Source organism: Mariniluteicoccus flavus, from assembly GCF_054776655.1.
The window spans coordinates 106725-129544 of record NZ_BAAHBN010000003.1 but is presented as its reverse complement, the minus strand read 5'-3'; the positions used below and the strand labels follow the sequence as shown (position 1 = coordinate 129544).

The following is a 22820-nucleotide window of genomic DNA, read 5'->3' as shown; positions in this document are numbered from 1 at the left end:
AAAGAGGCCTGTGGATAGACGTTTTTCCCTGCCCTCCAGCCGCCAGACTTGTCTCATGCGCCCCCACCTCGATCCCCGCGTTCCCCTCCTCCCCCGCGCCTCCGGCCTCCAGGTCGGTGTCGATGCCGATCACGGACTGATCGTCCACGGCGACCCCGACCTCCTCACCCGTGCGCTCCGCCTCATGAACGGCACCCGCACGGTGACAGCGGTCGCCGAACAGTCCGGCATCGACCCCGACCTCGCCCGGGACATCGCCGCCCAGCTCGAGAGCCATGAGCTCGTCGTCCCGAAGCGCCGGCGCGTACGCCCCCGCGTACGTCTCGTCGGGTCGGGCGCCCTCGCCCGCGACCTGGCGGAGGCGATCTGCGCCACGGACCTGGGTCCCCTGGTCGTGGTCGATCCCGAGGCGCCGCAGCCGCGGGTGTATGCCCATCCGCGCCCGACCGGGGCCGAGAGCCTCAAGGCCCACCTCCTCGCACGGGGGCACCGGGTCACGGTCGACGGTCACTGGTACGCGGGCGATTCCGGGCACGATGTCACTGTGGTGGCCGACGACCGGCTGGAGCCCGATCGCGCCCTCACGCAGGTCCTGCTCCGCGGCAATCGACCCCACCTGTTCGTCCGCCCACAGGTGCGTGGGGTCGTGGTCGGCCCGTTCGTGCTGCCCGGCCGCACGGCGTGCACGCGCTGCATGGACCTCGTCCGCTCCCACGACCCGGAGTGGGTCCATGTCCTGGCGCGTCTGTGCATGACCCAGCTCTCCACCCCCTCCACGCAGCGCGCGTGGGCCGTGGGTCAGGTTCTGGTCTCGCTGCGGGCGTGGGCGGCGGGGGCCGAGCCGACGACCGCGGGGGTCACGCAGGAGTTGGGACGCGATTGGACCGTCACCTCCCGCGCGTGGCCGCTCCACCCCGAGTGCGGCTGCGCAGACTCCGCGGCCGCCGCCTGACCCCACCGCCGGGTCGCGGTTGGCACAGCGACGACAATGGGTCCATGCCTGGCGACTCCACCCCGCACAACCCCGATTTCGGCGACCGCGAGCCCGACGAGCGCGAGAGCCGTCCCGTCACAGGTTCGGCCGTACGCCGCGGCTCGCGCCTGCTGTCGCTCCCCCTGGGCGCCGCGGGCCGGTCGGCGCGCGGCCTGGGCCGTCGGCTCGGAGGCCAGACGGCCGACGAGGTCGGAGCCCAGTTGCGGGCCGAGTCGGCCGAGCAGCTGTTCCGCGTGCTCGGCGAGCTCAAGGGCGGAGCGATGAAGTTCGGCCAGATCCTCAGCCTGTTCGAGGTGATGCTGCCCGAGGACATGGCGGGCCCCTACCGCGTCCACCTCAAGCGCCTGCAGGACCAGGCGCCGCCGATGCCGACGTCCCGCGTCCACGCCGTGCTGGCGAAGGAGTTCGGGCCTGACTGGCGCGGCCTGTTCGACGACTTCTCCCAGCGGCCGGCCGCCGCGGCGTCGATCGGTCAGGTCCATCGCGCCACGTGGCGCGCGACGGGCGAGCCGGTGGCGGTCAAGGTGCAATACCCCGGCGCCGACCGTGCACTGGAGTCCGACCTCAAGCAGCTCGGCCGTCTGACGAGCGCAATGGCGCCGCTCGCCGCGGGCATCGACCTGCGCGCGCTGATCGGCGAGCTCGCCGCGCGCATCATGGAGGAGACCGACTACGAGCGGGAGGCCGCCTCCCAGGAGCAGGCCGCGCGTGGCTTCGAGGGTCACGCCGACTTCATGGTCCCCCACGTGCTGGCGCACGGCTCGAAGGTCATGGTGAGCCAGTGGGTGGACGGCGTAGCCCTGTCCCGGGTCGAGGAGTGGGACGAGGCCGACCGCAACGCGGTCGGTCTGAAATATGCGACCTTCCTGTTCGCTGGCCCGAAGGAGGTCGGACTGCTCCACGCCGACCCCCATCCCGGCAACTTCAAGGTGCTGCCCGACGGTCGCCTCGGCGTCGTCGACTTCGGCCTCGTCGACCGCCTCCCCGACGGGCTCCCCCCGTCGATGGGCCACCTCATGCGCATCGCCGTCGAACGCGACGCCGCCACCATGACCGAGGGCCTGCGCCGCGAGGGGTTCCTCACCCCGCGCTCGGGCCTGGTGGACCCCCAGGAACTGCTGGACTACCTGAGCCCGTTCCTCGAGCCGGCCGAATCGGAGGAGTTCCACTTCACCCGTGCCTGGATGCAGTCGGAGTTCCGGCGCGTCAGCGACGCCAAGACCGGCGGGCGGCTGATGCGCCAGATCAACCTGCCGCCGTCGTACGCACTCATCCACCGCGTGTGGCTGGGCGGCATCGCGGTCCTCTCCCAACTGGACGTCCGCGCGCGGTTCAGCGCGATCCTCGACGACCACCTCCCCGAGTGGCGGCCCGAGTGATCCCTCTCGCCTGCGCCGGCTGCGGGCGCCGCGCCGACGGCCCGACCGCGCCCTGGACCTGGTCGCGCACCACCGACGACCGCGGCCGCGAGTCGCTGCTCTGCGAGACCTGCGTACGCACCCACGCGCGCGACATCGAGGCGAAGCTGCCCGACGACTGGTGGGAATAGCCCCTGAACGCCGCGACGCCCTGGGCACGACGGAGCCCCGCGACCCACCGGGTCACGGGGCTCCACCTCGGCCGTTCATGCCGCGTGCGCGGCCTCCCGGCGCGCCGGGAGCTCCGCCGGCCGCTGCTCGGGCAACGGGTGCTTGCGCGGACGGCCACGCGGACGCTTGCGCGCCACGACGACACCGTTGACGAACAACTGCCCACCCCACACGCCGGCCGCCTCGCGGCGCTCGAGCGCGCCCGCGAGGCACGCCTCGCGCATCGGGCACGGGCCGCACAACGCCTTCGCGTGCTCGACCTCGGCCGGGGTGTCGGCGAAGAACGTCTCGGGGTCGACGAGGTGGCAGGGCAACGCCACGGCGGTCGATATTCGATCGTCGAGGATGGCGGTCATGGGGTGCTTCCTTCCTGGTGGTGCCTTGGCCCGGGAAGCACGAAGGCCGTGGATCCCGGTTGCTGGGATCCACGGCCTCGGAGGTCGGGGGGTGTCTACACCCCCACCATCCTTGGTCGGTGGGCCAGCGGGTGGCGCTCGCGGGCGCCGAACGTGTCGTTGCCATGGGCTGCAGGAGCCGTGGCGGTCGGGTCGGTGGAGGTGACGAGGAGGCGGACTGCGATCTGCGAATTGCGGGAATCGGCGCCCAGGAACGGATTCCGGGCGGCAGACGGCAGGGCTTCGACGCACGCGGTGACCAGGGCGCGCGGGGTCGCGAGCCAGACACGCATCAGGTTCGTCATCTTGTCCATCTCGTTCCCCTCCTCCCGGGATCAACCACCGACTGCGGTCGGCGCCTGCACCATGCAGGCAACAAGCACCCTACGGACGCGGGGTTCACCCGCGCAACCGATTTAAATCGCGGTCTCGAAAATCTTTCTCGGACGGTCGTCGCGGGGATCAGTCGGCGGTCTCGTCGGGGTCGCCCCCGGCGTCGGCCGACCCCTGCTCCGCCACGATCCGCAGCACGTCCTCGCCGTAGCGGTCCACCTTCGCCCGCCCGATGCCGCTGATCGCCAGCAGCGTCCGCTCGTCGGTGGGCAGCGCCTCGGCCACCGCGATGAGGGTCGCGTCGGTGAACACGACGTACGCCGGCACCTTCGCCTCGTCCGACGTCTCGCGCCGCCAGTCCTTCAGCCGCTCGAGCAGCGCCTCGTCGTAGGTCGACGGGCACCCCTCGTGGCGGCCGAGCTTGCGGTCGGTCGCGGTGTCGAGGTGGCGGTCGCAGACGCGGCAGGTCGCCGACATGCGCGTCCCCTTCGGCCCGGACGACTTCCGGCGCGGCGTCGGCGCCGTGCGCTCCGAGGCCGGGCGTACGCCGTCGAGGAAGCGCGACGGGTTGCGCTGTCCGCCCGACCCGGACCGGGTACGCGACCACGAGACCCGCAGGTGCTCACGTGCGCGGGTGACGGCGACGTAGAGCAGCCGGCGCTCCTCGGCGACCTCGGCCGGGCGCTGGGCGAGCACGAACGGCAGCGTGCCCTCCTGGGCGCCGACGACGGCGACGGCGTCCCACTCGAGGCCCTTGGCCGAGTGGATCGTGGCGAGGGTGACGCCCTGGGCCACCGGGGCGTGCTGGGCCTCGGCGCGGCGCTCGAGCTCGTCGAGCACGGCCTCGACCGTCGCGTACGGGTCGTGGGCGACGACGTCGTCGGCCACCGAGACCAGCGCCGCCAGCGACTCCCACCGCTCGCGCACCTGTCCGCCGCCCGAGGGCGCCTCGCGCGACCAGCCGACACCCTCCAGGATCGCCCGGACCTGCTCCCCCACCGGCTGGTCGTCGCCGACGCGGGCCTGCGTGCGCAGCACCCCGAGGGCCTGCCGCACCTCGGGACGCTCATAGAACCGCTCCGCCCCGCGCACGAGATAGGGGATCCCTCGGTCGGACAGCGCCTGCTCGTACGCCGGGGACTGCGCGTTGATGCGGAACAGCACGGCCATCTCGCGGGGGTCGACGCCCTTGGCGACGAGCGACTTCAGCCAGTCGGCCACGCCGGCGGCCTCGGACGCCTCGTCGGGCGCCTCGACGAACGCGGCCTCGGGGCCGGCGGGGCGCTGGGCCTGCAGCGTCACCGCGGTGAGCGCCGAGCCGCTCGCGCCCTCCTGGTTGGCGCGCTTCATGATGCCGTTGGCGACGTTCACGACCTGCGGCGTCGAGCGATAGTCGCGCACGAGCCTGACCACCGTGGCGTCGCGGTGGCGGTTGGCGAACCCCGTCAGGTAGTCGGCCCGCGCGCCCGCGAACGAGTGGATCGTCTGGGCCGGGTCGCCGACGACGCACACGTCGGCGCGGTCGCCGAGCCACAGGTTCAGCAGCGACTCCTGCAGGGGCGAGACGTCCTGGTATTCGTCGACGACGAAGTGCCGATACGTACGCCGGACCTCGTCGGCGACCTCCGGGCGGTCGGACAGCAGCGCCGACGTGCACAGCAGGATGTCCTCGAAGTCGATGCGCTCGCGGGCGCGCTTGGCGTCCTCGTAGGCCCGGAACATCCGCGCCACGACCTCCGGCTCGATCGACGCGAGCTCACGCCCGAAGCTGCGGGCGATCGCCGGGTAGTCCTCCGCCGTCACGTTGGACACCTTCGCCCACGCGATCTCGCCGACGAGGTCGCGCAGGCGCGCGGTGTCGACCGGCACGCGGAGCCGCGACGCCGACTCGGCCACCAGCGACATGCGGTTGTCGAGCACGCGGGGCAGGTCGCCGCCGTACGCACGGGGCCAGAAATACTGCGCCTGCCGCAGGGCGGCGGAGTGGAAGGTGCGGGCCTGGACCCCGCGTACGCCGAGCTGCTGCAGCCGGCCACGCATCTCTCCCGCCGCGCGCGTGGTGAAGGTGACCGCGAGCACGGTGGTGGGGTTGTAGACGCCGGTGCGGACCCCGTAGGCGATGCGGTGGGTGACCGCACGGGTCTTGCCCGTGCCGGCGCCGGCGATGACGGCCACCGGCCCCTGGAGGGCCGTGGCCACGGCGCGCTGCTCGGGGTCGAGGGCCTCCAGGAGCCGCTCGGGAGCGTCGGGGCGGGGCAGGTCGGTCACGATCCCCAACCCTAGGGGAATAGTCCGACAACCCTTCCGGTTGAGCCCCGCATGAGCCGTTCCACGACCCCGACCGTCTACATGACCACCTGGTGCCCCTACTGCCGCGCGCTGATCTCCGACCTCGACCGCGCGGGCATCGCGTACGCCCCGGTGGACGTCGACCGCGACGCCGCGGCCGGCGAGTTCGTGAAGAGCGTGAACAACGGCAACCGCGTGGTGCCGACGGTCCTCTTCGCGGACGGCTCGACGCTGACGAACCCGGATGTCTCGCAGGTGGCCGAGAAACTGGCCTAGTCGAGGTTGTGCCGCGCGCGAGTCGGCCCCAAAGAGTTGTCGGAGCCCATGAATAGGGTGGCACCATCATGAGTCTCCAGGTCCATCACGCCGCTCGCGCCGACGAGCTCGCCGCGCGCCTCGCCGCCCAGTTGGCCGCCCCCTTGGGCGACCCGTTCGCCACCGAGGTCGTCAGCGTCCCGTCCCCCGGCGTCGAGCGGTGGCTGTCGCAGACGCTGTCCCACCACCTCGGCGCGACCGGCGGCGCCGACGGCGTGTGCGCGGGCGTCGACTTCCCCAGGCTCGACACCTTGCTGCGGCGCGTGGTCGACGAGGCGTGCACGATCGATCCTGACACCGATCCGTGGCACCCGGCGCGGGGCGTCTGGTCGCTGCTCGCTGTGCTCGACGCGTGCGCCGACGAGGCGTGGATGGCCCCGGCCCGCGCGGCGGCGAAGGGCCCCCACCGCTGGGTCACGGCCCGCGAGGCGTTCCGCCGGTTCCGGGCGTACGCGGCCCAGCGCCCCGAGATGCTCGCGGCGTGGTCGGCGGGCCGCGATGTGGGCGCCGACGGCGGCCCCCTCGACCCCTCGGCGGCGTGGCAGGCCGAGCTCTGGCGGCGGCTGACCGCCTCGGTCGACGTGCCAGATCCGGCCACCCGCGTCCGCCGGGCGGCCGTGCGTCTCCAGGCCGACCCGGGCGCGATCGACCTGCCCGAGCGCCTGGCGGTCTTCGGCCCGACCCGGCTCGCCACCGAGCAGATCACCGTGCTCCGCGCGCTCGCCACCGGCCGCGACGTGTCGGTCTGGCTCCCCCACCCCTCACCCGCGCTCTGGGCGACCGTCGAGCGGGCCGAGCCCGGCGGCTACGCGGGGCCGCGCCGCGACGATCCCACGGCGACGCTCCCCCACCACCGCATCAACCGGCGACTGGGCCGCGACGCACGCGAACTCCAGCTCGCCCTCGGCAGCCCGGCCGCCGCGGCGCCCGCCACGATGGCGTACGGCCCAGGCGTCCTCGGCCGCCTCCAGCGGGCCATCGCGACCGACGGCGCCGAGGCCGAGGCCACCCCCCTCGACCCGAGCGACGACTCCGTCCGCTTCCACGCGTCCCACGGTCCCGATCGCCAGGTCGAGGTGCTGCGCGAGGTCGTCCTGGGCCTGCTGGCCGACGACCCGACCCTCGAGCCGCGCGACATCGTCGTGCTGTGTCCCGACATCGAGACCCACGCGCCGCTGCTCTCCGCGGTGTTCGCCCTCGACGGCGTCGCCGACGAGGCGGCCCACCCGGGCCAGCGCCTCCGCGTACGCCTGGCCGACCGGTCCCTGCGCCAGTTGAACCCCCTGCTCGGCACGCTGTCGCGATTGATCGACCTCGCCCGTGGCCGCGCCGGCGCCTCGGAGCTGCTCGACCTCTGCGCCGACGCCCCGGTCGCGCGTCGGTTCGGATTCTCCGACCGCGACCTTGAACGGCTCCACGAGCTGATCCCGGCGTCGGGCATCCGCTGGGGACTCGACCCGGCCTTCCGCGAGCGGTGGCACATGCAGGGCTTCGCCCAGAACACCTGGGCCGCCGGCCTCGACCGCCTGCTCACGGGCGTGGCCCTTGACGAGTCCGGCCTCCACCACACCGGCGGGGTCCTGCCGCTCGAAGCGGTCGACTCCTCCGACGTCGACCTCGTGGGACGCCTCGCCGAGCTCGTGGAACGCGTACGCGGGGTCCTCGCCTCGTTCGCCCGGCCCCAGCCGCTGGCCGCCTGGACGACCGCCTGCCGCGACGCCCTCGACTCCCTGACCTCGGTGCCGAACGCCGAGTCATGGCAGGTCGCCCACGCGTGGAGCGAGCTCGCCGCGCTCGCGGCCTCGGCCGGCTTCGGCGACGCCGACGTGGACGTGTCGCTGTCCGACCTGCGCAGCGTCCTGCGCGACGCCTTCGCCGGGCGCGCCTCCCGCGCCAACTTCCGCACCGGGGCGCTCACGGTCTGCACCATGACGCCCATGCGCTCGGTGCCCCACCGTGTCGTCATCGTGCTGGGTCCCGACGACGGCGTGTTCCCGCGCGCCAACCGCAGCGACGGCGACGACCTGCTCGCCGGCGACCCCTGGGTCGGCGACCGCGACCCCCGCAGCGAGGACCGCCAGCTCCTCCTCGACGCGGTGATGGCGGCGCGGGAGAAGTTCATCGTGGTGCTGCAGGGGTTCTCGTCCCAGTCGGGTGAGCGCCGTCCTCCCTCCATCCCGGTGGCCGAGCTCCGCGACGCCGTGGCCGACCTCTGCGACGGCGACCCGTGGCCGGTGCTCGAGCACAGCCACCCCCTCCAGCCCTACGCCGCGACCGACTTCACCGGCGAGCGTCCCTTCAGCTTCGACCCGATCGCCCTCGAGGCGGCCCGCTCCGCGATCGGCGTGCGCGAGGCGCGCCCCGGTCCGTACGCCCTCGCCGCCCCCCTGAGCCCCCTGCCGGAATTCTCGGGCGAGACCATCCCGGTCGACCTCGACGACCTGGTGCGCTTCTACCAACACCCCGCGAAGGCGCTGCTGCGTCGCCGCGGCCAGCTCTATGTGAGCGACGACAACGTGGAGCCCACCCTCGCCGACGAACTGCCCGTCGAGCTCGACGGGCTTCAGAAGTGGGCCATCGGTGATCGAATGCTCCGCCTCCACCTCTCGGGCGTCCCGCTGGTCGACCTCCGCGACGCCGAACTCGTCCGCGGCGACCTGCCGCCCCACGCGTGGGGCTTGGCCCAGCTCACCGACATTGGCCGCCAGGTGAAAGCCATCGCCGACAAGGCCCAGCCCTGGCTCGCCGAGCCTCCGTCCTCCACCTGGGTCAGCACCGCGGTGGGGCCCTACCGCCTGACCGGGCTGGTGTCGGGCGTCCGCGGCACGACGGTCACCCAGGTCTCCTTCTCCCGCGAGTCGGGGCGCGACCGCATCACCGCATGGATCCGCCTGCTCGCCCTCCGCGCCAGCCAGCCCCACGTCGATTGGAGGGCGATCACCATCGGCCGCGGCGGCTACGGCCACCGGCTCGGCCCCGTGGCCCAGTCCGATGCGCCCGCCCTGCTCAAGGACCTGTTGGACCTGTACGCCACTGGCCTGCGCCAGCTCCTCCCGCTGCCGCCCAAGACGTCCGCCGAGCAGGCGTACGCGGCCGACCGCGACATCCCGTCCCAGACCGCCAAGACCTGGCGGTTCGAGCACGATCCCGCCTGGGGCTGCTTCCTCCCCGACCAGATCGACGCCCTCGAGCGCTTCGGCGGCGGGCGCCGCGCGCCCCTGTCCTTCGAGAGCCTCGCGCTCCGCGTCTGGCAGCCGATCCTGCATCGCGAAGGGAACCTTCGATGACCCACCCCCAGGCACCCGACAGCGAGCCCCTGCCCTTCGACCTCACGGGTCCCCTGCCCGAGGGCGGCACCTGGGTGCTCGAGGCGTCGGCCGGCACCGGCAAGACCTACACCATCGCGGCGCTCGCCGCGCGGCACGTCGCCGCCGGACGGCCGATCTCCGAGCTCATGCTCGTGACGTTCTCGCGCGCCGCGACCGCCGAGCTGCGCGACCGCGTACGCGGCCGTCTGGCGTGGGCCGAGTCCGCCCTCCGCACGCGGCTGGCCGGCGGCCCGGTCGACGCCGACCCGGTGAATGCGCTGCTGGCCACCGGGACCGACGAGGAGGTCGCCGAGCGGCTCCACCGGCTGACCACGGCGCTCGCCGACCTCGACCGCGCAACCATCGCGACCACCCACGAGTTCTGCGGCCGCATGCTCGACGGCCTGGGCGTGCTCGCCGACCGCGACCCACTCGCCGAGGGCGTCGACCAGATCGACGACCTCGTGCGCGAGGTCGCCGCCGACCTGTGGCTCCGCAAGTTCTCCACGAACCCCGATCCCGACTTCACGTGGGACGAGGCCACCGACATCGCCCGCGCCGTGACCGAGCACCCCGATCCGCCCGAGCCTGCCGACGACGCCGACCAGGCGATCCGGTTGGCGTACGCCCGTGCGCTCCGCGCCCAGGTCGCCGAGCGCAAGCGCGACCGCGGGCTGCTCACCTACGACGACCTGCTGACCGGCCTCCACGCGCTCGTGGAGGGCCGCCGTGCCCCGGGCGTGGACCCCGATCCGGAGCTCGCCGCGTCGGTGCGCCAGCGCCTGCGCGACCGGTTCCCCGTGGTGCTGATCGACGAGTTCCAGGACACCGACCCGGTCCAGTGGGCCATCGTGCGCGACACCTTCGTCGGTCACTCGACCGTCGTGCTGATCGGCGATCCCAAGCAGGCGATCTATGCCTTCCGCGGCGCCGACGTCCACTGCTACCTGGCGGCGATCCGCACCGGAGACCACCACCACACCCTCGACACGAACCACCGCAGCGACCGCCCGCTGGTCGAGGCCATCGGCCACGTCCTCGGCGGGGCGGCCCTCGGCGACGTGCAGATCGTCGTGCGCGAGGTCGGCGCGAAACACGACGCCCGCCTCCGGTCGCCCGACCCCGCCCGTGGCCTTCCGCTGCGCCTGCGCACGCTCCCCACCCGCGACGCGCCGCGGCGCAGGGCGCCGCGTATCGCCCATCTCCGCGACCTCGTCGCCGACGACGTGGTGACCGAGGTCGCCACGATGCTCACCGACGGCACCACGATCACCGTCGACGGCGTCGAGCGCCCGCTCCGCGCCGACGACATCGCCATCCTGGTCCGCCGCCACGAGACGGCCGACGACCTGCGGTCCCGGCTGTCGGCCCACGGCATCCCGGCGATTCATGCCGGCTCGACGAGCGTGTTCGACCCCCGCAACCCGGCGGGCCGCGACTGGTCCACGCTCCTGCGGGCCCTCGAGGCCCCGCGGGCCGCCGCGATCCGCGAGGTCGCCCTGACCGACTTCGTGGGCTGGACCTTCGCCGAGCTGGCCGAGGCCACCGACGACCGGCTGAACGCCCTGACGGCCCAGGTGCGGTCGTGGGCCAGGGTGCTCGACCTCCACGGGGTGGCCGCCCTGATGGAAGCCATGACCGAGGCCGGGCTCGCGGTGCGCCTGCTCGAACAGCCCGACGGCGACCGCCGCTGGACCGACCTGCGCCACGTCGCCCAGGCACTCCATGCCGCCCGCACGCGTGATCGACTCGGCACCGCGGGCCTCGTGGAGTGGCTGACCGACCGGCGGCGCGAGGCCGCGACGGCCGGCGACGAGCGCACCCGACGACTCGAGACCGACGCCCAGGCCGTGTCGATCATGACGGTCCACCGCTCGAAGGGGCTCGAGTTCCCTGTAGTGCTCCTGCCCGACCGCTGGGACCACAACGAGCAGGACTACAAGGGCCGCAGCATCCGCTATCGCGGCGACGACGGCGAGAACCGCGTCTGGATCGCGGGCCGCACGCGGGGTGCCACGACCGCCCATCGACGCAACCTCGCCGAGGCGCGCGACGAGGCGCTGCGGCTGCTCTATGTCGCCATGACCCGTGCCCAGTGCCAGGTGGTGGCGTGGTGGGCGGCCAACGAGCACAACACCTCCGCGAGCGCCCTCCACCGGGTCCTCCACCGCGGTGAGGCCACCGTGCCGAGCGACCGCTATCCGTGGGACGACGACCCCACCGCCACCGCGGTGCTGGCCCACCCGCTCGTCCACGTCAGCGAGGTGCTGGACACCGACAGGCCCCCGACCGTACGCCGTCGCCGCGGACCCGACGCCGACGCTCTCACGGCTCGCGTGTTCGACCGGGCGATCGACACCGAGTGGCGCCGGACGTCCTATTCGGGCCTCACGGCCGAGGCCCACGATGCCGCCCACGCGCGGCCTGAGGGCCTGGACGACGACGAGCTCACGCAAGTCGTCGACGAGCCCGACGATCCAGCCGACCAGCAGGCGTCGCCCGCGGCGCCCGCGCGCGACGTGCCTGCAGCCCCGCCTCCCGGGACCCCCTCACCCATGGCCGCCCTCCCCCGCGGCGCCGACTTCGGCACCCTGGTCCACGCGGTCTATGAGACCTTCGACCCCGCCGCGCCCGACCTCGGCGCCGAGCTCGAACGCCTGGCGGCCCACTGGCTCGACCGCCTGCCCATGGCCGGCCTGAGCCCGGCCGACCTCGGCCGGGCGCTGCTGCCGAGCGTCCACACGACGCTCGGGCCCATTTCGGGCGGCCTGCGCCTGTGCGACATCCCCGCCCGCGACCGCCTGCCCGAGCTCGACTTCGAATACCCGCTGGCCGGCGGCGACGATCCCCGCTCGACGAGAGCGACCCTCCGCGAGGTCGCCGACCTCGTCGAGGCCCACCTGCCGGCCCACGACCCGCTGGCCGCGTACGCCGACCGGCTCCGCGACCCCCTCGTCGCCGCCCAGGGACTGCGTGGCTATCTGATCGGTTCGATCGATGCCGTGCTGCGGGTGCCCGCCGACTCCACGCCCGACTCCTCCGCTGACCACCGCTACCTCGTGGTGGACTACAAGACGAACTGGCTGGGCCCACTCGAGGGCGACGTCCCGCTGCTCGTCGAGCACTATGCCCCGCACCGCCTTGCCGAGGCCATGATGGACGCGCACTACCCGCTGCAGGCCCTGCTCTACTGCGTCGCGCTCCACCGCTACCTGCGCTGGCGCCAACCCGCGTACGACCCGGAGGCCCACCTCGGCGGGGTGGCCTACCTCTTCGTCCGTGGCATGGCTGGCCCCGACACCCCGACGGTCGACGGGACGCCCCACGGCGTGTTCGCGTGGCACCCACCGGTCGCTCTCGTCGAGGCCCTGTCCCGCCTGATCGACCGCGGCACCGTCAACGCAGCGACCTTCACCCAGGAGACCCGATGACAGCCGACCTCGTCCTCGATGCCCCCGGTCTGCTCGGCGAGTTCGCCCGGGCGGGCGTCCTCGGCCCGGCCGACGTCCACACCGCCCGCCGGCTCGGCGAGATCTGGGAGGAGCCCGACGAGTCCGTACGCCTCGCCCTCGCCGTCGCCGTGCGGGCGCTGCGCGGCGGCTCCGTGTGCGTCGACATCACCGACCCGGGCCAACTGGTGCTCGACACCGAGGCCTCCGACTCCGCCGCGGCCGACGCGACGATCCACCGGCCTGACGACCAGGACACCACCCCGCTCACCTGGCCCGAACCGGAAGAGTGGCGCCGCGCCCTCACCGACAGCCCCGCCGTCACGCTCGGTGTCGGTGAACTCGGCGACCGACCGCTGCGCCTGGTCGGCGACCTGCTCTACCTGGAGCGCTACTGGGGCCAGGAGCAGGCCGTCCGCCACCAGCTCCAGACCCGTCAGACCCTCGCACCCCCGCTGGCCGACCTCGCCATGGTCAACCGCACGCTGGCGAAGTTGTTCGACGGCAGCGACCTGCCCGAGGGACAGCCCGACCTCCAGCGGCTCGCCGCCGCCATGGCCGCCGCCTCCCCGGTGACGGTGATCGCCGGCGGTCCGGGCACCGGCAAGACGACCACGGTCGCGAAGGTCCTCGCACTGCTGGCCTCGGTGGGCTCCCTCGCTCCCACGGTCGCCCTCGCCGCGCCCACCGGCAAGGCCGCCGCCCGGCTCGAGGAGGCGGTCCGCGACGCGGCCGCCGGGCTCGGCGAGCCCTGGCGTACGCGCGTCGGCGACCAGCGAGCCCGCACGCTCCACCGCCTGCTCGGCGGGTTCCGGCCACCGTTTCGGCACCACGCCGGCAACCCCCTGCCCTACGACGTCGTCGTCGTCGACGAGATGTCGATGGTGTCCCTGTCGATGATGGCCCACCTCCTCGAGGCCGTCCGACCCGATGCGCGACTGGTGCTGGTGGGCGACCCGGACCAGCTCGCGTCGGTGGAGGCCGGCGCCGTGATGGCCGACATCACGCGGGCCGAGGTGGATCCGAACCCCGCACTGGAGGCCCGCGTCCGCGACCTCGCCGTCGGCGACCGTCCCGCCCCACCCGCCCCGCGACCCGGCGTCGTCACGCTGCAACACACCTGGCGCTTCGACGGCGGCATCGACACCCTCGCCCGCGCCATCCGCGTCGGCGACGCCGACGCCACGCTCGACGTCCTGCGCGCGGGCCTGCCGGAGCTGTCCTTCACCGAGGTCGACCTGTCCGACCCGGCGCGGCAGACCGAGACCGCGGCCGTCGCATCGCTGCGCCGCCGGATCGTCGAGGCCAGCCGGCCGATGCACGCCGCCGCGCTGGCCGGCGACGTCAGCGAGGCCCTCGCCGGGCTCGACGCCCACCGCGTCCTGTGCGCCCACCGCCGGGGCCCGTTCGGCGTGGCCTGGTGGGGGCGCCGCGTCGAGGACTGGCTGCGCGAGGACATCGAGGGCTACGGCGTCGAGGGTGAGTGGTATCCGGGGCTCCCCCTCATCGTCAACGCCAACGATGCCGATGCGGGGCTCTACAACGGCGACACCGGCGTGCTGGTCGAGACCGACGCCGGCCTGCGCGGCGCGTTCGCCCGTGGCGGTACGCCGGCCCTCTACTCCACGATCCAGCTCGACCAGGCCGGGCCGGTCCACGCGATGACGGTGCACAAGTCACAGGGCAGCCAGTTCCGCGGGCTGACGTTCATCGTGCCGCCGCTCGACTCGCCGCTGCTCACCCGCGAGCTGCTCTACACCGCCGTGACGCGCGCGAGCGAGCGCGTCGAGGTCTTCGGCACCGCCGAGGCCATCCGCCGGGCCGTGGAACGACCCGCGAACCGCGCCTCGGGCCTGGGCCGCCGGATCGGATGATCCCGCACGATCGGAGAAGCCGCGTACGCCGGCCCCGGGCCACGGTGGAACCATCAAGTCCGACGTCGCACCCATGCGGCACCCGCGAAAGGAACCCCCGATGACCTCCCTCTCCACCTGCCTGTGGTTCGACTCCGACGCCGAGGAGGCAGCCCAGCTCTACTGCGACGTCCTCGGCGGGGAGATCAGGAACGTCTCGCGCTATGACGAGGCGTGGGCGCCGCCCGGCAGGGCCGGCCAGGCACTCACGGTCGACTTCACGATCCTCGACCGCGACTTCATGGGCCTCAACGGTGGCCCGGAGTTCACGCCGAACCCCGCGTACTCCACCGTGGTGACGGTCGGCGACCAGGCCGAGCTCGACCGCGTGTGGGACGGGCTCATGGCTGGCGGTGGACAGGAGAGCCAGTGCGGCTGGCTCACCGACCGCTTCGGCTTCTCCTGGCAGGTCGTGCCGAGCCAGCTGGGCGCGCTGATGAGCGACCCCGAGCGCGGCGCGGCGGTGGGTCTGGCCCTCCAGCAGATGCAGAAGATCGACATCGCGACCCTGGAGTCGGCCGGCCGCTGACGCGGCCGCCGCGCAGGCGGTCGATCAGACCGTCAGCGTCCCCTCGCGCCACGCCGTGATGATGCGGTGGGCGATGGTGCCGGCGACCGGCACCTTCACTGTGCCGTCCGCGATGCGCGCGTCCAGTTCGGCGCGCGAGAACCAGCGGGCATATTCGATCTCCTCGCCGTCGACCGAGATGTCGGTCGTCGTCGCCCGCGCGACGAACCCGACCATCAGCGAACGCGGGAAGGGCCAGGGCTGCGATCCGACGTAGGTGATGTCGCCGATCTCGACATCGGCCTCCTCGCCCATCTCGCGGTGGACGGCTTCCTCGAGCGACTCCCCCGCCTCCACGAACCCGGCAAGCAGGGAGACGCGACCCTCCGGCCAGGTCGCCTGGTGGCCGAGGAGCAGTTCGTCGGCGTCGTTGAGGATCGCGACGATGACGGCGGCGTCGGTGCGGGGGAAACTCACGCGATCGCAGGCCGGGCAGGCACGGGTCATGCCACCCGACGCCATGGTCGTCTCGCCCCCACATCCGGGGCAGCGGGGATCGAGACGGTGCCAGTGCAGCAGCGCGAGCGCCGTCGTGGCCACGTCCAGCCACGCGCCGTCGAGGTGGTCGTTCAGGGCACGCAGCGACGCCACGGGACCGTCGGCGATGGCCTGCACGGCGAACACCGGCGACTCGTCGACGAGCCCGAGAAGGATGTGTCGCCGGGGGTCGTGCTCCACGAACGGTCGTGTCAGGCGAAGCGCGGTCCCGTCGGCGTCGGAGAACAGGTTGCCGTCCTCGTCGGCCTTCACCAGGAGCGCGTCCTCGCGGCGCCACAGCCCCGCCACCCACTCGGGTGAGGCACGGTGCTGCTCGGCCCGGTCGAGCGAGCTCGGGGTGGTCCACTGGTCAACGATCACAGGTCCACGCTAGCGCCCCGGCCGTCACCTCGCCCGCTCGTGTCGAAGTCGAGCCACCTCGCCAACTCGTCGCGGCCCGGCAGCCGCGCCGGGCGGACGACGACGTCGTCGCGCACGTGGTGGAACACCGCGTCGACCTGGTCCACCGGCACCCCCTGGAGTTCGGCCCACGCCAGGCGATAGAGCGCGAGCTGACCCGCATCGGCGGTGTGGGCGCGCGCCGTCTTCCAATCGACGACCTGCCACAGCGCCCCGGGTGCGTCGGGGTCGCTGCCGTCGAGCGCGAACACCGCGTCGATGCGCCCACGCACGAGCTGGCCGTCGAGCACCAGCGTGAAGGGCGTCTCGAGCGCGGCCGGGGTGCGCTCCCCATAGCGGCCTTCCGCGAACGCCGCGCACAGTTCCTTCAGGTCACGCTCGTCCACGGCGCCCGCATCGGCACGGTCGGCCAGCTCGTCAGGGTCGACGAGCGCCGTGGGGACCCCCAGCGCGCCGTAGTGGCGCTCGACCCAGCGGTGGAACCGCGTCCCGAAGCGCGCCGAACGCGATGGCGCCTTCGGCATCGGCCGCACGAGCTCGGCCGCGTACGCCTCGGGGTCACGCCGGGCCGCGAGCAACTGGGTGGCCGACAGCGCGGCCGGCACGCGTACGCGGCGCACACCCCGCCGCCCCTCGCGGGCCTCCGCGACGAGCTGGTCGAGGTCGGCGTCCCAGCCCGCGACGACCGACGCGTCGTCCAGCAGTAGTGACTCGCTTCCTCCGCCCTCGTAGTCGCCCGTTGCCCGGTGACGCTCCCGCGCCGCCTCCACCGCGAGCGCGGCCTCGCGCCGTCGCCCGAGCTGGTCCGGGTCGAGCGGGCGCGGCCACGGCTTGGGCTCGGCCGCGACGTCGAGCGGATTGATCGCGTCGGCCGCGACCGGCGCCGCCTCCGCGAGCACGTGCCCCTGCCGCTCGGCCTCGGCCAGGATGGCCTCGAGGTACGCCGACCGCTGCCGCGGCTTCGTCGAGCCGGGGCGCCACACGTGGCCCGACCCGACGAGCACGCGCTTGGCCCGGGTCACCGCGACATAGCCGAGCCGGTCCTCCGAGCGCACCTGCTGGTCCTTCAGCTCGGCCCTGAAGGCCTTCAAGCCGTCGTTCGACGCGTCCTGGAGCTGCGGGATCGAGTTGCGGTCACCCCGCAGCTCACCAGGGATCGCCGCGGGCGTCGTCACCCAGTTGTCGCTCACCCGGTCGGACGGGAACACCCCCGCGACCAGCGCCGGCAGGAACACCAACGTCCACTCGAGCCCCTTGGCCTTGTGGACCGTCAACAGCTTCACCGAGTCGGTGTCGGTCGGCACCGCGCGGTCGAGCCCGGTGCCCTGCTCGACCTCGGCGCGCAGGTAGGCCAGCAGACCGGCCAGCGACGCGTCCCCGTCCACGTCGACGTAGTCGGCGACCGCGTCGACGAACACCGCGAGCTGGTTGCGGCGCCCCGTGCGGGCGAACTGGGGCGTGGCCACCAGCTCGACGTCGAGACCGAGCACGGCGACCACGCGCCGCACCAGGTCGAGCACCGGCTCGTCGGCGTGACCCCGCAGGCCGGCGACCTCGGCGGCGAACGCGGCGAAGCGACGCCGCGCCTGTGACGAATAGGCCGCCTCCCCCGGGTTCTCGACCGCGTCGAGCAGCGAGATCACCTCGGTCGGGTCGACGTCGGCCACCGCCTGCTCGAGGGCGGCCAGCAGGGCGTCGCCGCCCCCGGCCTCCTGGTCGCGCGACCGGGCCAGCTCGCGCGCCCGACGACCCAGCAGCGCCAGGTCACCCGGCCCGATCGCCCAGCGCGGTCCAGTGAGGAGCCGCACGAGCTCCGGGTTGGCCGTCACGTCGTCGAGCAGCGTGAGGGTCGACACGACGTCCATCACCTCGGGCAGCGCCAGCAGCCCGCCGAGCCCGACGATCTCGACGGGGATGTCGCGGGACGACAGCTCCGTGAACAGCGCCGCGATGTCGGCGTTACGGCGGCAGAGCACTGCGATGTCGCTCCACGCCGCCACCTCGCCGGTGTCACGGGCCGCCGCGATCGACGACCCCACCCACGCGACCTCCACGGGCCAGGTGTCGAATGTGGCCCCGCGCACCTCGCCCGGCCCGGCCTCCGGCGGCGCGACCAGCGCCGACCCGCTGAGGTCGGCCGGCTGGTCGGCCAGCAGCGGGTCAGTACGCAGGGGCTGGGCCAGCACGTTCGCCACGTCGAGGATGGTCTGGCCCGAACGCCGGTTCACCGTGAGCGCGAATCCGCGGGCCGGCTCTCCCCCGGCCGTGGGGAAGTCGGTCGCGAACTGCAGGATGTTGCTGGCCGCCGCCCCGCGCCAGCCATAGATCGCCTGGAAGGGGTCGCCCACCGCCGTGACGGCGTGGCCCCGCCCATGAGCCGCGTCGGGTCCCGAGAACAGACCCTGCAACATCAGCGCCTGGGCCGACGACGTGTCCTGGTATTCGTCGAGCAGCACCACCTTGAACTGCGTCCGCACCAACTGGGGCACCGCCGGCACCTCGCGGACGAGCCGCGCCGCCACGGCCATCTGGTCGGCGAACTCGACGACGCCCAGCCGGGCCTTCAGGTCCTGGTAGTCCCCCACCAGCGACGCCAACTCAAGCCGCTCCTCGAGCGCCTGCTCGGCCTTTGCCACGTCGACATAGGTCTTCTTCATGCGGTTCAGCGGCGCCTGGGCCCAGGCGAGCCGATAGTCGCGGGCGTGCCGGTCGAGTTCGGCCCTCCCCACCAGGTGGGCCTGCAGGTCGGCGTCGAGTTTCAGCACGCGCTCGGTGATCGTTGCCGGGCGCAGCCGCGATAGCGCCTCGAACGGACCCGCGGCGCCCTTCACCACCCGGGCCGCCAGCCGATAGCGCGTCGCTCCGGTGATCATGGTCTGTTCCGCATCGACGCCGATGCGTAGCCCGTGCTCCGACACCAGCCGCGCGGCGAACGCGTCATAGGTCATCACGACCTGCTCGCCCGCCTCGTCGACGCCCGCCGCATCGAGCACCCCGGCGCGCAGCAGCGCGGCGCGTACGCGGGCCGACAGCTCGGCCGCAGCCTTGCGGGTGAAGGTCAGCCCGAGCACCTCCTCGGGCCGCACGGCCCCGGTGCCGACCAGCCAGACGACGCGGGCCGCCATGACCGTGGTCTTGCCCGATCCCGCCCCGGCGATGATCACGCCCGGCTCCAGTGGCGCGGTGATGGCCTCGAGCTGTTGGGCCGAGAAGGGGATTCCGAGCGCCTCGCTGATCTCCTCCGGCTGGGTCAATCGCCGCCTCAGCGGCAGCGTCGTCACGTTGTCGATCATGGAACGACCGTCCCTCCCTCGGCGCGGGCCGGGCAGCTGCCGGCGAACGCGCACCACTGGCACGCGGCGCCCGCGCGCGCGTCGAACTGCTCCGTACGCACCGTCCGGCACGCCCGCGCCAGCTTGTCGTGGACCCAGGTGGGCCCGACCACCTCGGCTTCACCCTCACCGTCGCCCTCGCCACCCGACCCCTCGCCACCCGTCGCCACCACCGGCACGTCGTCGATCGACGCCTGCGGCAGCACCACCGGGTAGGGCAGGTCGACCTTGTCCTGCACGCGCAGGTAGACCAGCTCGGCCCCGCCGACCCGCCGCTCCCCCGGCGCCAGGTGGTCGAACGCCCCCGCGGCGGCGGCCAGCTGATAGACCCCGAGCTGGTCGTGGGTCGGGACGTCCTTCTTGTCGGCGGGCTTCCGACCGGTCTTGAAGTCGACGACGTGGAGCCGCCCGTCGGGCAGGCGCTCGAGCCGGTCGACGGTGCCGTGGAGCACGACGTGGTCACCGGCGACCTCGAGGGGCACCTCGAACGAGACCTCCGAGCCCAGCACCTCGCGGTGGGCGTTCGCGTCCTGCCATGCCACGAAGCGCTCCAGCACTCCCTCGGCCTCGGCCCTCTCGACCGCCGACAGGTAGGCCGCGTCGAAGTCGATGCGGTCCCACACGTGGTCGAGGTGGTCGGCGAGGTCCGTCGCGTCGATGCCCTCGCGCTCGGCGTGGTCGATCAGCACGTGCATCACCTCGCCCGCGCTCGCCGCGCTGGATCGGCCCGACTCCGCCGAGGCGCGCCGCGACAGGAACCACTGGCGCGGGCAGGTCACCAGCGCGCCCAGCGTCGAGCCCGAGATGCGGATCGGCTCGTCGGCCGGCACCACCGGTCCGTCGACCTCGGTCACCGCCTCCATGCCCCACCAGCGGCGCGGGTCGGCCGACGGCGCCACCGGCCGCCCGTCGTCGTCGACGGCATCGGCGAGGCGCGCCAACCGGATCGCCGCCGCGTCGCGCAGGACGGGCGGCTGGTCGGGGTCGACCGACACCCGCCGCAACTCCCCGACCAGTGCGCCCAGCGTCAACGGGCGCGTCGGCCGTCCCGCCAGGTGCACCGGGCGTACGCCCAGCTCCGCGCAGAACCGCGACGGCTGGTCGCCCTCCCCCTCGGTGCCCTCCACGGCGGTCACGACCAGCCGCTCGCGCGCCCGCGTGCACGCCACATAGAACAGGCGGCGCTCCTCGGCCACGCGCGCCGACGTGGGCGGAGGCAGCGTGATGCCCCAGCGCCCGCCCGAGCTGCCGAGCCGATCGGCCTCCAGCAGCGACCCGCGCGTACGCAGGTCCGGCCACATGCCTTCCTGCACCGACGCCACCACGACCAGTCGGAACTCCAGGCCCTTGGACCGGTGGGCCGTCATCAGCCGGACCCCGCGGCCGCGGACGTCGGCCTCGCGCTGGGTGTCGGCGGGGATCTGCTGGGCCTCGACCTCGGCCAGGAACCCGCTCAGCCCCCGCAGCCCGACGAGCTCCTCCGACCGCGCCGCCACGTCGAACAGCGCGCACACGGCGTCGAGGTCGCGGTCGGCGCGCTGGGCCGCGTCGCCGCCCCGGGCCGCGGCGGACCGCAGCCGCTCGGGCCACTCGGTGCCGCTCCACAGCGCCCAGAGGGCCTCCTCGGCGGTGGCCGACCCGTGGACGCGCTCCTCGATCGCCAGCAGCAACCCGGCCAGGGTTCGCGCCTTCTCGAGCTCGGGGGACGTGCGCTCCAGCGCCACCACGGCATCGTCGATGCGCCCCGGGTCGGCCAGCGCCCTCGCGACCAGCTCGTCGCTCAGGGGCGGCATCGCCCCGCCCAGCTCGCGCCGCTCGGCCTCCCGCAGGTCGCGGCCCAGCCGGCGCAGTCCCAACGAGTCGAGCCCGCCCAGCGGCGACTGCAGCAGGCGCGCCGCCTCGTCGGCATCGCAGACCCGACCGCGCGCCACGATCTCCAACGCCAGCAGCAGAGGCCGCACGGCCAGCTCCGCGGAGAGCGCGATCTCGTCGCCCGCCACCTCGATGGGCACGCCGGCCGCGATCAGCGCGCGCGAGAGCCCGGGCAGCACCCGGCGCCCCGACCGCACCAGCACCGCCATGTCGGCCCAGGCCACACCGTCGTGGAGGTGGGCCTGCCGCAGCAGGTCGGCGATGTGCTCGGCCTCCGCGCCCGGCGAGTCGCACGTGAGGACCTCCACGCGACCCCGCGGCGCCGCCGGGTCGACGACGGGCGCACGGAACGCCTCGCGTACGGCCGCAGGCACCGCACCCGCCAGCGGCAGCCGGTCGCACACCTGCCGCGTCGCGGCCGCGATCGCCTTCCCGAACCGCCGCGTACGCCCCAACGCGACCACCGGCGCAGGCTCGCCCGCTCCGGTGCGGAACCGGTCGCAGAAATCGGTGATGCCGCGCGCCTCCGCGCCGCGGAAGCCATAGATCGACTGGTCGGGATCGCCCACCACCACGCAGTGGCCGCCCGGCCCCACGACCGTACGCAGCAGCGCGACCTGCGACGGGTCGGTGTCCTGGTATTCGTCCACGAACACCCCGTCGATCTCGCGGCGCACCGCGTCCAGCACCTCGGGATCGGTCAGCAGGATGCGGCTGCGGTGGACCAGCTCCGCATAGTCCAGCGCCTGCTCCCAGTCGAGCACCTTGAGGTATTCGTCCATGAACCGCGCCACGCCCTGCCACTCGGGCCGGCCCGCCTCGTCGGCGACCTCGGCGAGGTCTTCGGGGTCCATGCCGAGCTGGCGCGCCCGCGCGAGCACGCCGCGCACCTCCCCGGCGAACGCCCGCGTCTCGTACGCCGCCCGCACCGACTCCGGCCAATCGTCCGCCCCGTCCAGCGTGCCGGCCAGCGTCTCGCGCACCCGGAACTCCTGCTCGGGCGCGGTCAGCAGGCGCACTCCCGTGCCGTACGCCTCCTCGTCGCCGAACCGGCGCACGAGCGCGAAGCAGAAGGCGTGGAACGTCAGGACCGTCGGCGTCGTGACCGAGCGCCCCAGCCGCGCCGTGATGCGGGCGCGCAGGTCGACCGCGGCCTTGCGGGAGAACGTCAGCACCAGCGGGGCGGCCGCCGACTCCGCGCGCTCGAACCGGCGTACGACAGCCTCCACGAGCGTCGTCGTCTTGCCGGTGCCGGGGCCCGCGAGCACGAGCAGGGGCCCGTCGGCGTGGTCGACGACGCGCTGCTGGGCGTCGTCGAGGTCGGGCACGACAACATCGGGGACGACGCGTTCGAGGCGATAGGTTCCGGGCACGCGACCATGCAACCACCCGCCTCCGACAATTCCGGGCGTGACCCCCGTAGCGACTGAGAATGTTCCAATACCCGGGTCAAATATCGACATACAGATAAGAAACTCCCGAGAACGGGCCTCAGGCGACCGGCACTGTGCCACGCTGTTGCCGTCCCGTGAACCAGCGGGCAGCATCACAGGGAAAAGAGAAGGA

General features: G+C 73.6%; 14 protein-coding genes. 8 read left to right on the top strand and 6 right to left on the bottom strand.

Features of this window, described 5'->3' with window-relative positions:
• The first annotated feature begins 55 nt into the window (after positions 1-55).
• The 3 genes from ACYVAG_RS06750 to ACYVAG_RS06740 are packed head-to-tail and all read left to right on the top strand — an operon-like array spanning position 56 to position 2543.
• Positions 56-952 carry a hypothetical protein gene (locus ACYVAG_RS06750; RefSeq protein WP_460768214.1) on the top strand — a complete coding sequence of 299 codons (897 nt, stop codon included), beginning with the start codon at positions 56-58 and terminating at the stop codon, positions 950-952.
• A 44-nt stretch (positions 953-996) separates the two neighbouring features.
• Positions 997-2373 carry an ABC1 kinase family protein gene (locus ACYVAG_RS06745; RefSeq protein WP_460768213.1) on the top strand — a complete coding sequence of 459 codons (1377 nt, stop codon included), beginning with the start codon at positions 997-999 and terminating at the stop codon, positions 2371-2373.
• The gene (locus ACYVAG_RS06740; protein ID WP_460768211.1) at positions 2370-2543 is read left to right on the top strand and encodes a hypothetical protein; all 174 of its coding nucleotides are present in this window, start codon (positions 2370-2372) and stop codon (positions 2541-2543) included. Before ACYVAG_RS06745 ends, ACYVAG_RS06740 begins: the two co-directional genes overlap by 4 nt.
• Before the next feature lie 75 nt (positions 2544-2618).
• Here the strand turns inward: ACYVAG_RS06740 and ACYVAG_RS06735 are convergent, their stop codons facing one another.
• The 3 genes from ACYVAG_RS06735 to ACYVAG_RS06725 form a co-directional block, all read right to left on the bottom strand.
• Positions 2619-2939 carry a WhiB family transcriptional regulator gene (locus ACYVAG_RS06735; RefSeq protein WP_460768209.1) on the bottom strand — a complete coding sequence of 107 codons (321 nt, stop codon included), beginning with the start codon at positions 2937-2939 and terminating at the stop codon, positions 2619-2621.
• Between the two features lie 95 nt (positions 2940-3034).
• A complete protein-coding gene (locus tag ACYVAG_RS06730) occupies positions 3035-3292 on the bottom strand; it encodes a hypothetical protein (RefSeq protein WP_460768208.1) in 258 nt (85 codons plus the stop codon).
• Between the two features lie 148 nt (positions 3293-3440).
• Positions 3441-5579 (bottom strand): ATP-dependent DNA helicase UvrD2, encoded by a 2139-nt coding sequence (locus ACYVAG_RS06725; protein ID WP_460768206.1) that lies wholly within the window; start codon positions 5577-5579, stop codon positions 3441-3443.
• A gap of 51 nt (positions 5580-5630) precedes the next feature.
• Here ACYVAG_RS06725 and ACYVAG_RS06720 point away from each other — a divergent pair, with 51 nt between their 5' ends.
• The 5 genes from ACYVAG_RS06720 (at position 5631) to ACYVAG_RS06700 (ending at position 15114) form a co-directional block, all read left to right on the top strand.
• Positions 5631-5876, top strand: coding sequence for a mycoredoxin (locus tag ACYVAG_RS06720; RefSeq protein ID WP_460768204.1), 246 nt, complete (start codon positions 5631-5633; stop codon positions 5874-5876).
• Between the two features lie 68 nt (positions 5877-5944).
• Positions 5945-9202, top strand: a complete 3258-nt coding sequence (gene recC, locus ACYVAG_RS06715) for an exodeoxyribonuclease V subunit gamma (RefSeq protein ID WP_460768203.1) — start codon at positions 5945-5947, stop codon at positions 9200-9202.
• On the top strand, positions 9199-12654 hold the full coding sequence (locus tag ACYVAG_RS06710) for a UvrD-helicase domain-containing protein (RefSeq protein WP_460768201.1): 3456 nt from the start codon (positions 9199-9201) through the stop codon (positions 12652-12654). The genes recC and ACYVAG_RS06710 overlap by 4 nt, the downstream gene beginning before the upstream one ends.
• Positions 12651-14546, top strand: coding sequence for an exodeoxyribonuclease V subunit alpha (gene recD / locus ACYVAG_RS06705; RefSeq protein ID WP_460768199.1), 1896 nt, complete (start codon positions 12651-12653; stop codon positions 14544-14546). The genes ACYVAG_RS06710 and recD overlap by 4 nt, the downstream gene beginning before the upstream one ends.
• Positions 14547-14646: 100 nt before the next feature.
• On the top strand, positions 14647-15114 hold the full coding sequence (locus ACYVAG_RS06700; RefSeq protein WP_460768197.1) for a VOC family protein: 468 nt from the start codon (positions 14647-14649) through the stop codon (positions 15112-15114).
• 24 nt (positions 15115-15138) lie between these two features.
• Here the strand turns inward: ACYVAG_RS06700 and nudC are convergent, their stop codons facing one another.
• Genes nudC through ACYVAG_RS06685 form a run of 3 tightly spaced genes read right to left on the bottom strand, consistent with a single transcriptional unit; the run spans position 15139 to position 22627 of the window.
• Entirely contained in the window at positions 15139-16011 is an 873-nt protein-coding gene (gene nudC / locus ACYVAG_RS06695) for an NAD(+) diphosphatase (protein WP_460768195.1), read from the bottom strand.
• A complete protein-coding gene (locus ACYVAG_RS06690) occupies positions 16008-19343 on the bottom strand; it encodes an ATP-dependent DNA helicase (protein WP_460768193.1) in 3336 nt (1111 codons plus the stop codon). Before ACYVAG_RS06690 ends, nudC begins: the two co-directional genes overlap by 4 nt.
• On the bottom strand, positions 19340-22627 hold the full coding sequence (locus ACYVAG_RS06685) for an ATP-dependent helicase (RefSeq protein WP_460768191.1): 3288 nt from the start codon (positions 22625-22627) through the stop codon (positions 19340-19342). The genes ACYVAG_RS06690 and ACYVAG_RS06685 overlap by 4 nt, the downstream gene beginning before the upstream one ends.
• Positions 22628-22820: the final 193 nt, after the last annotated feature.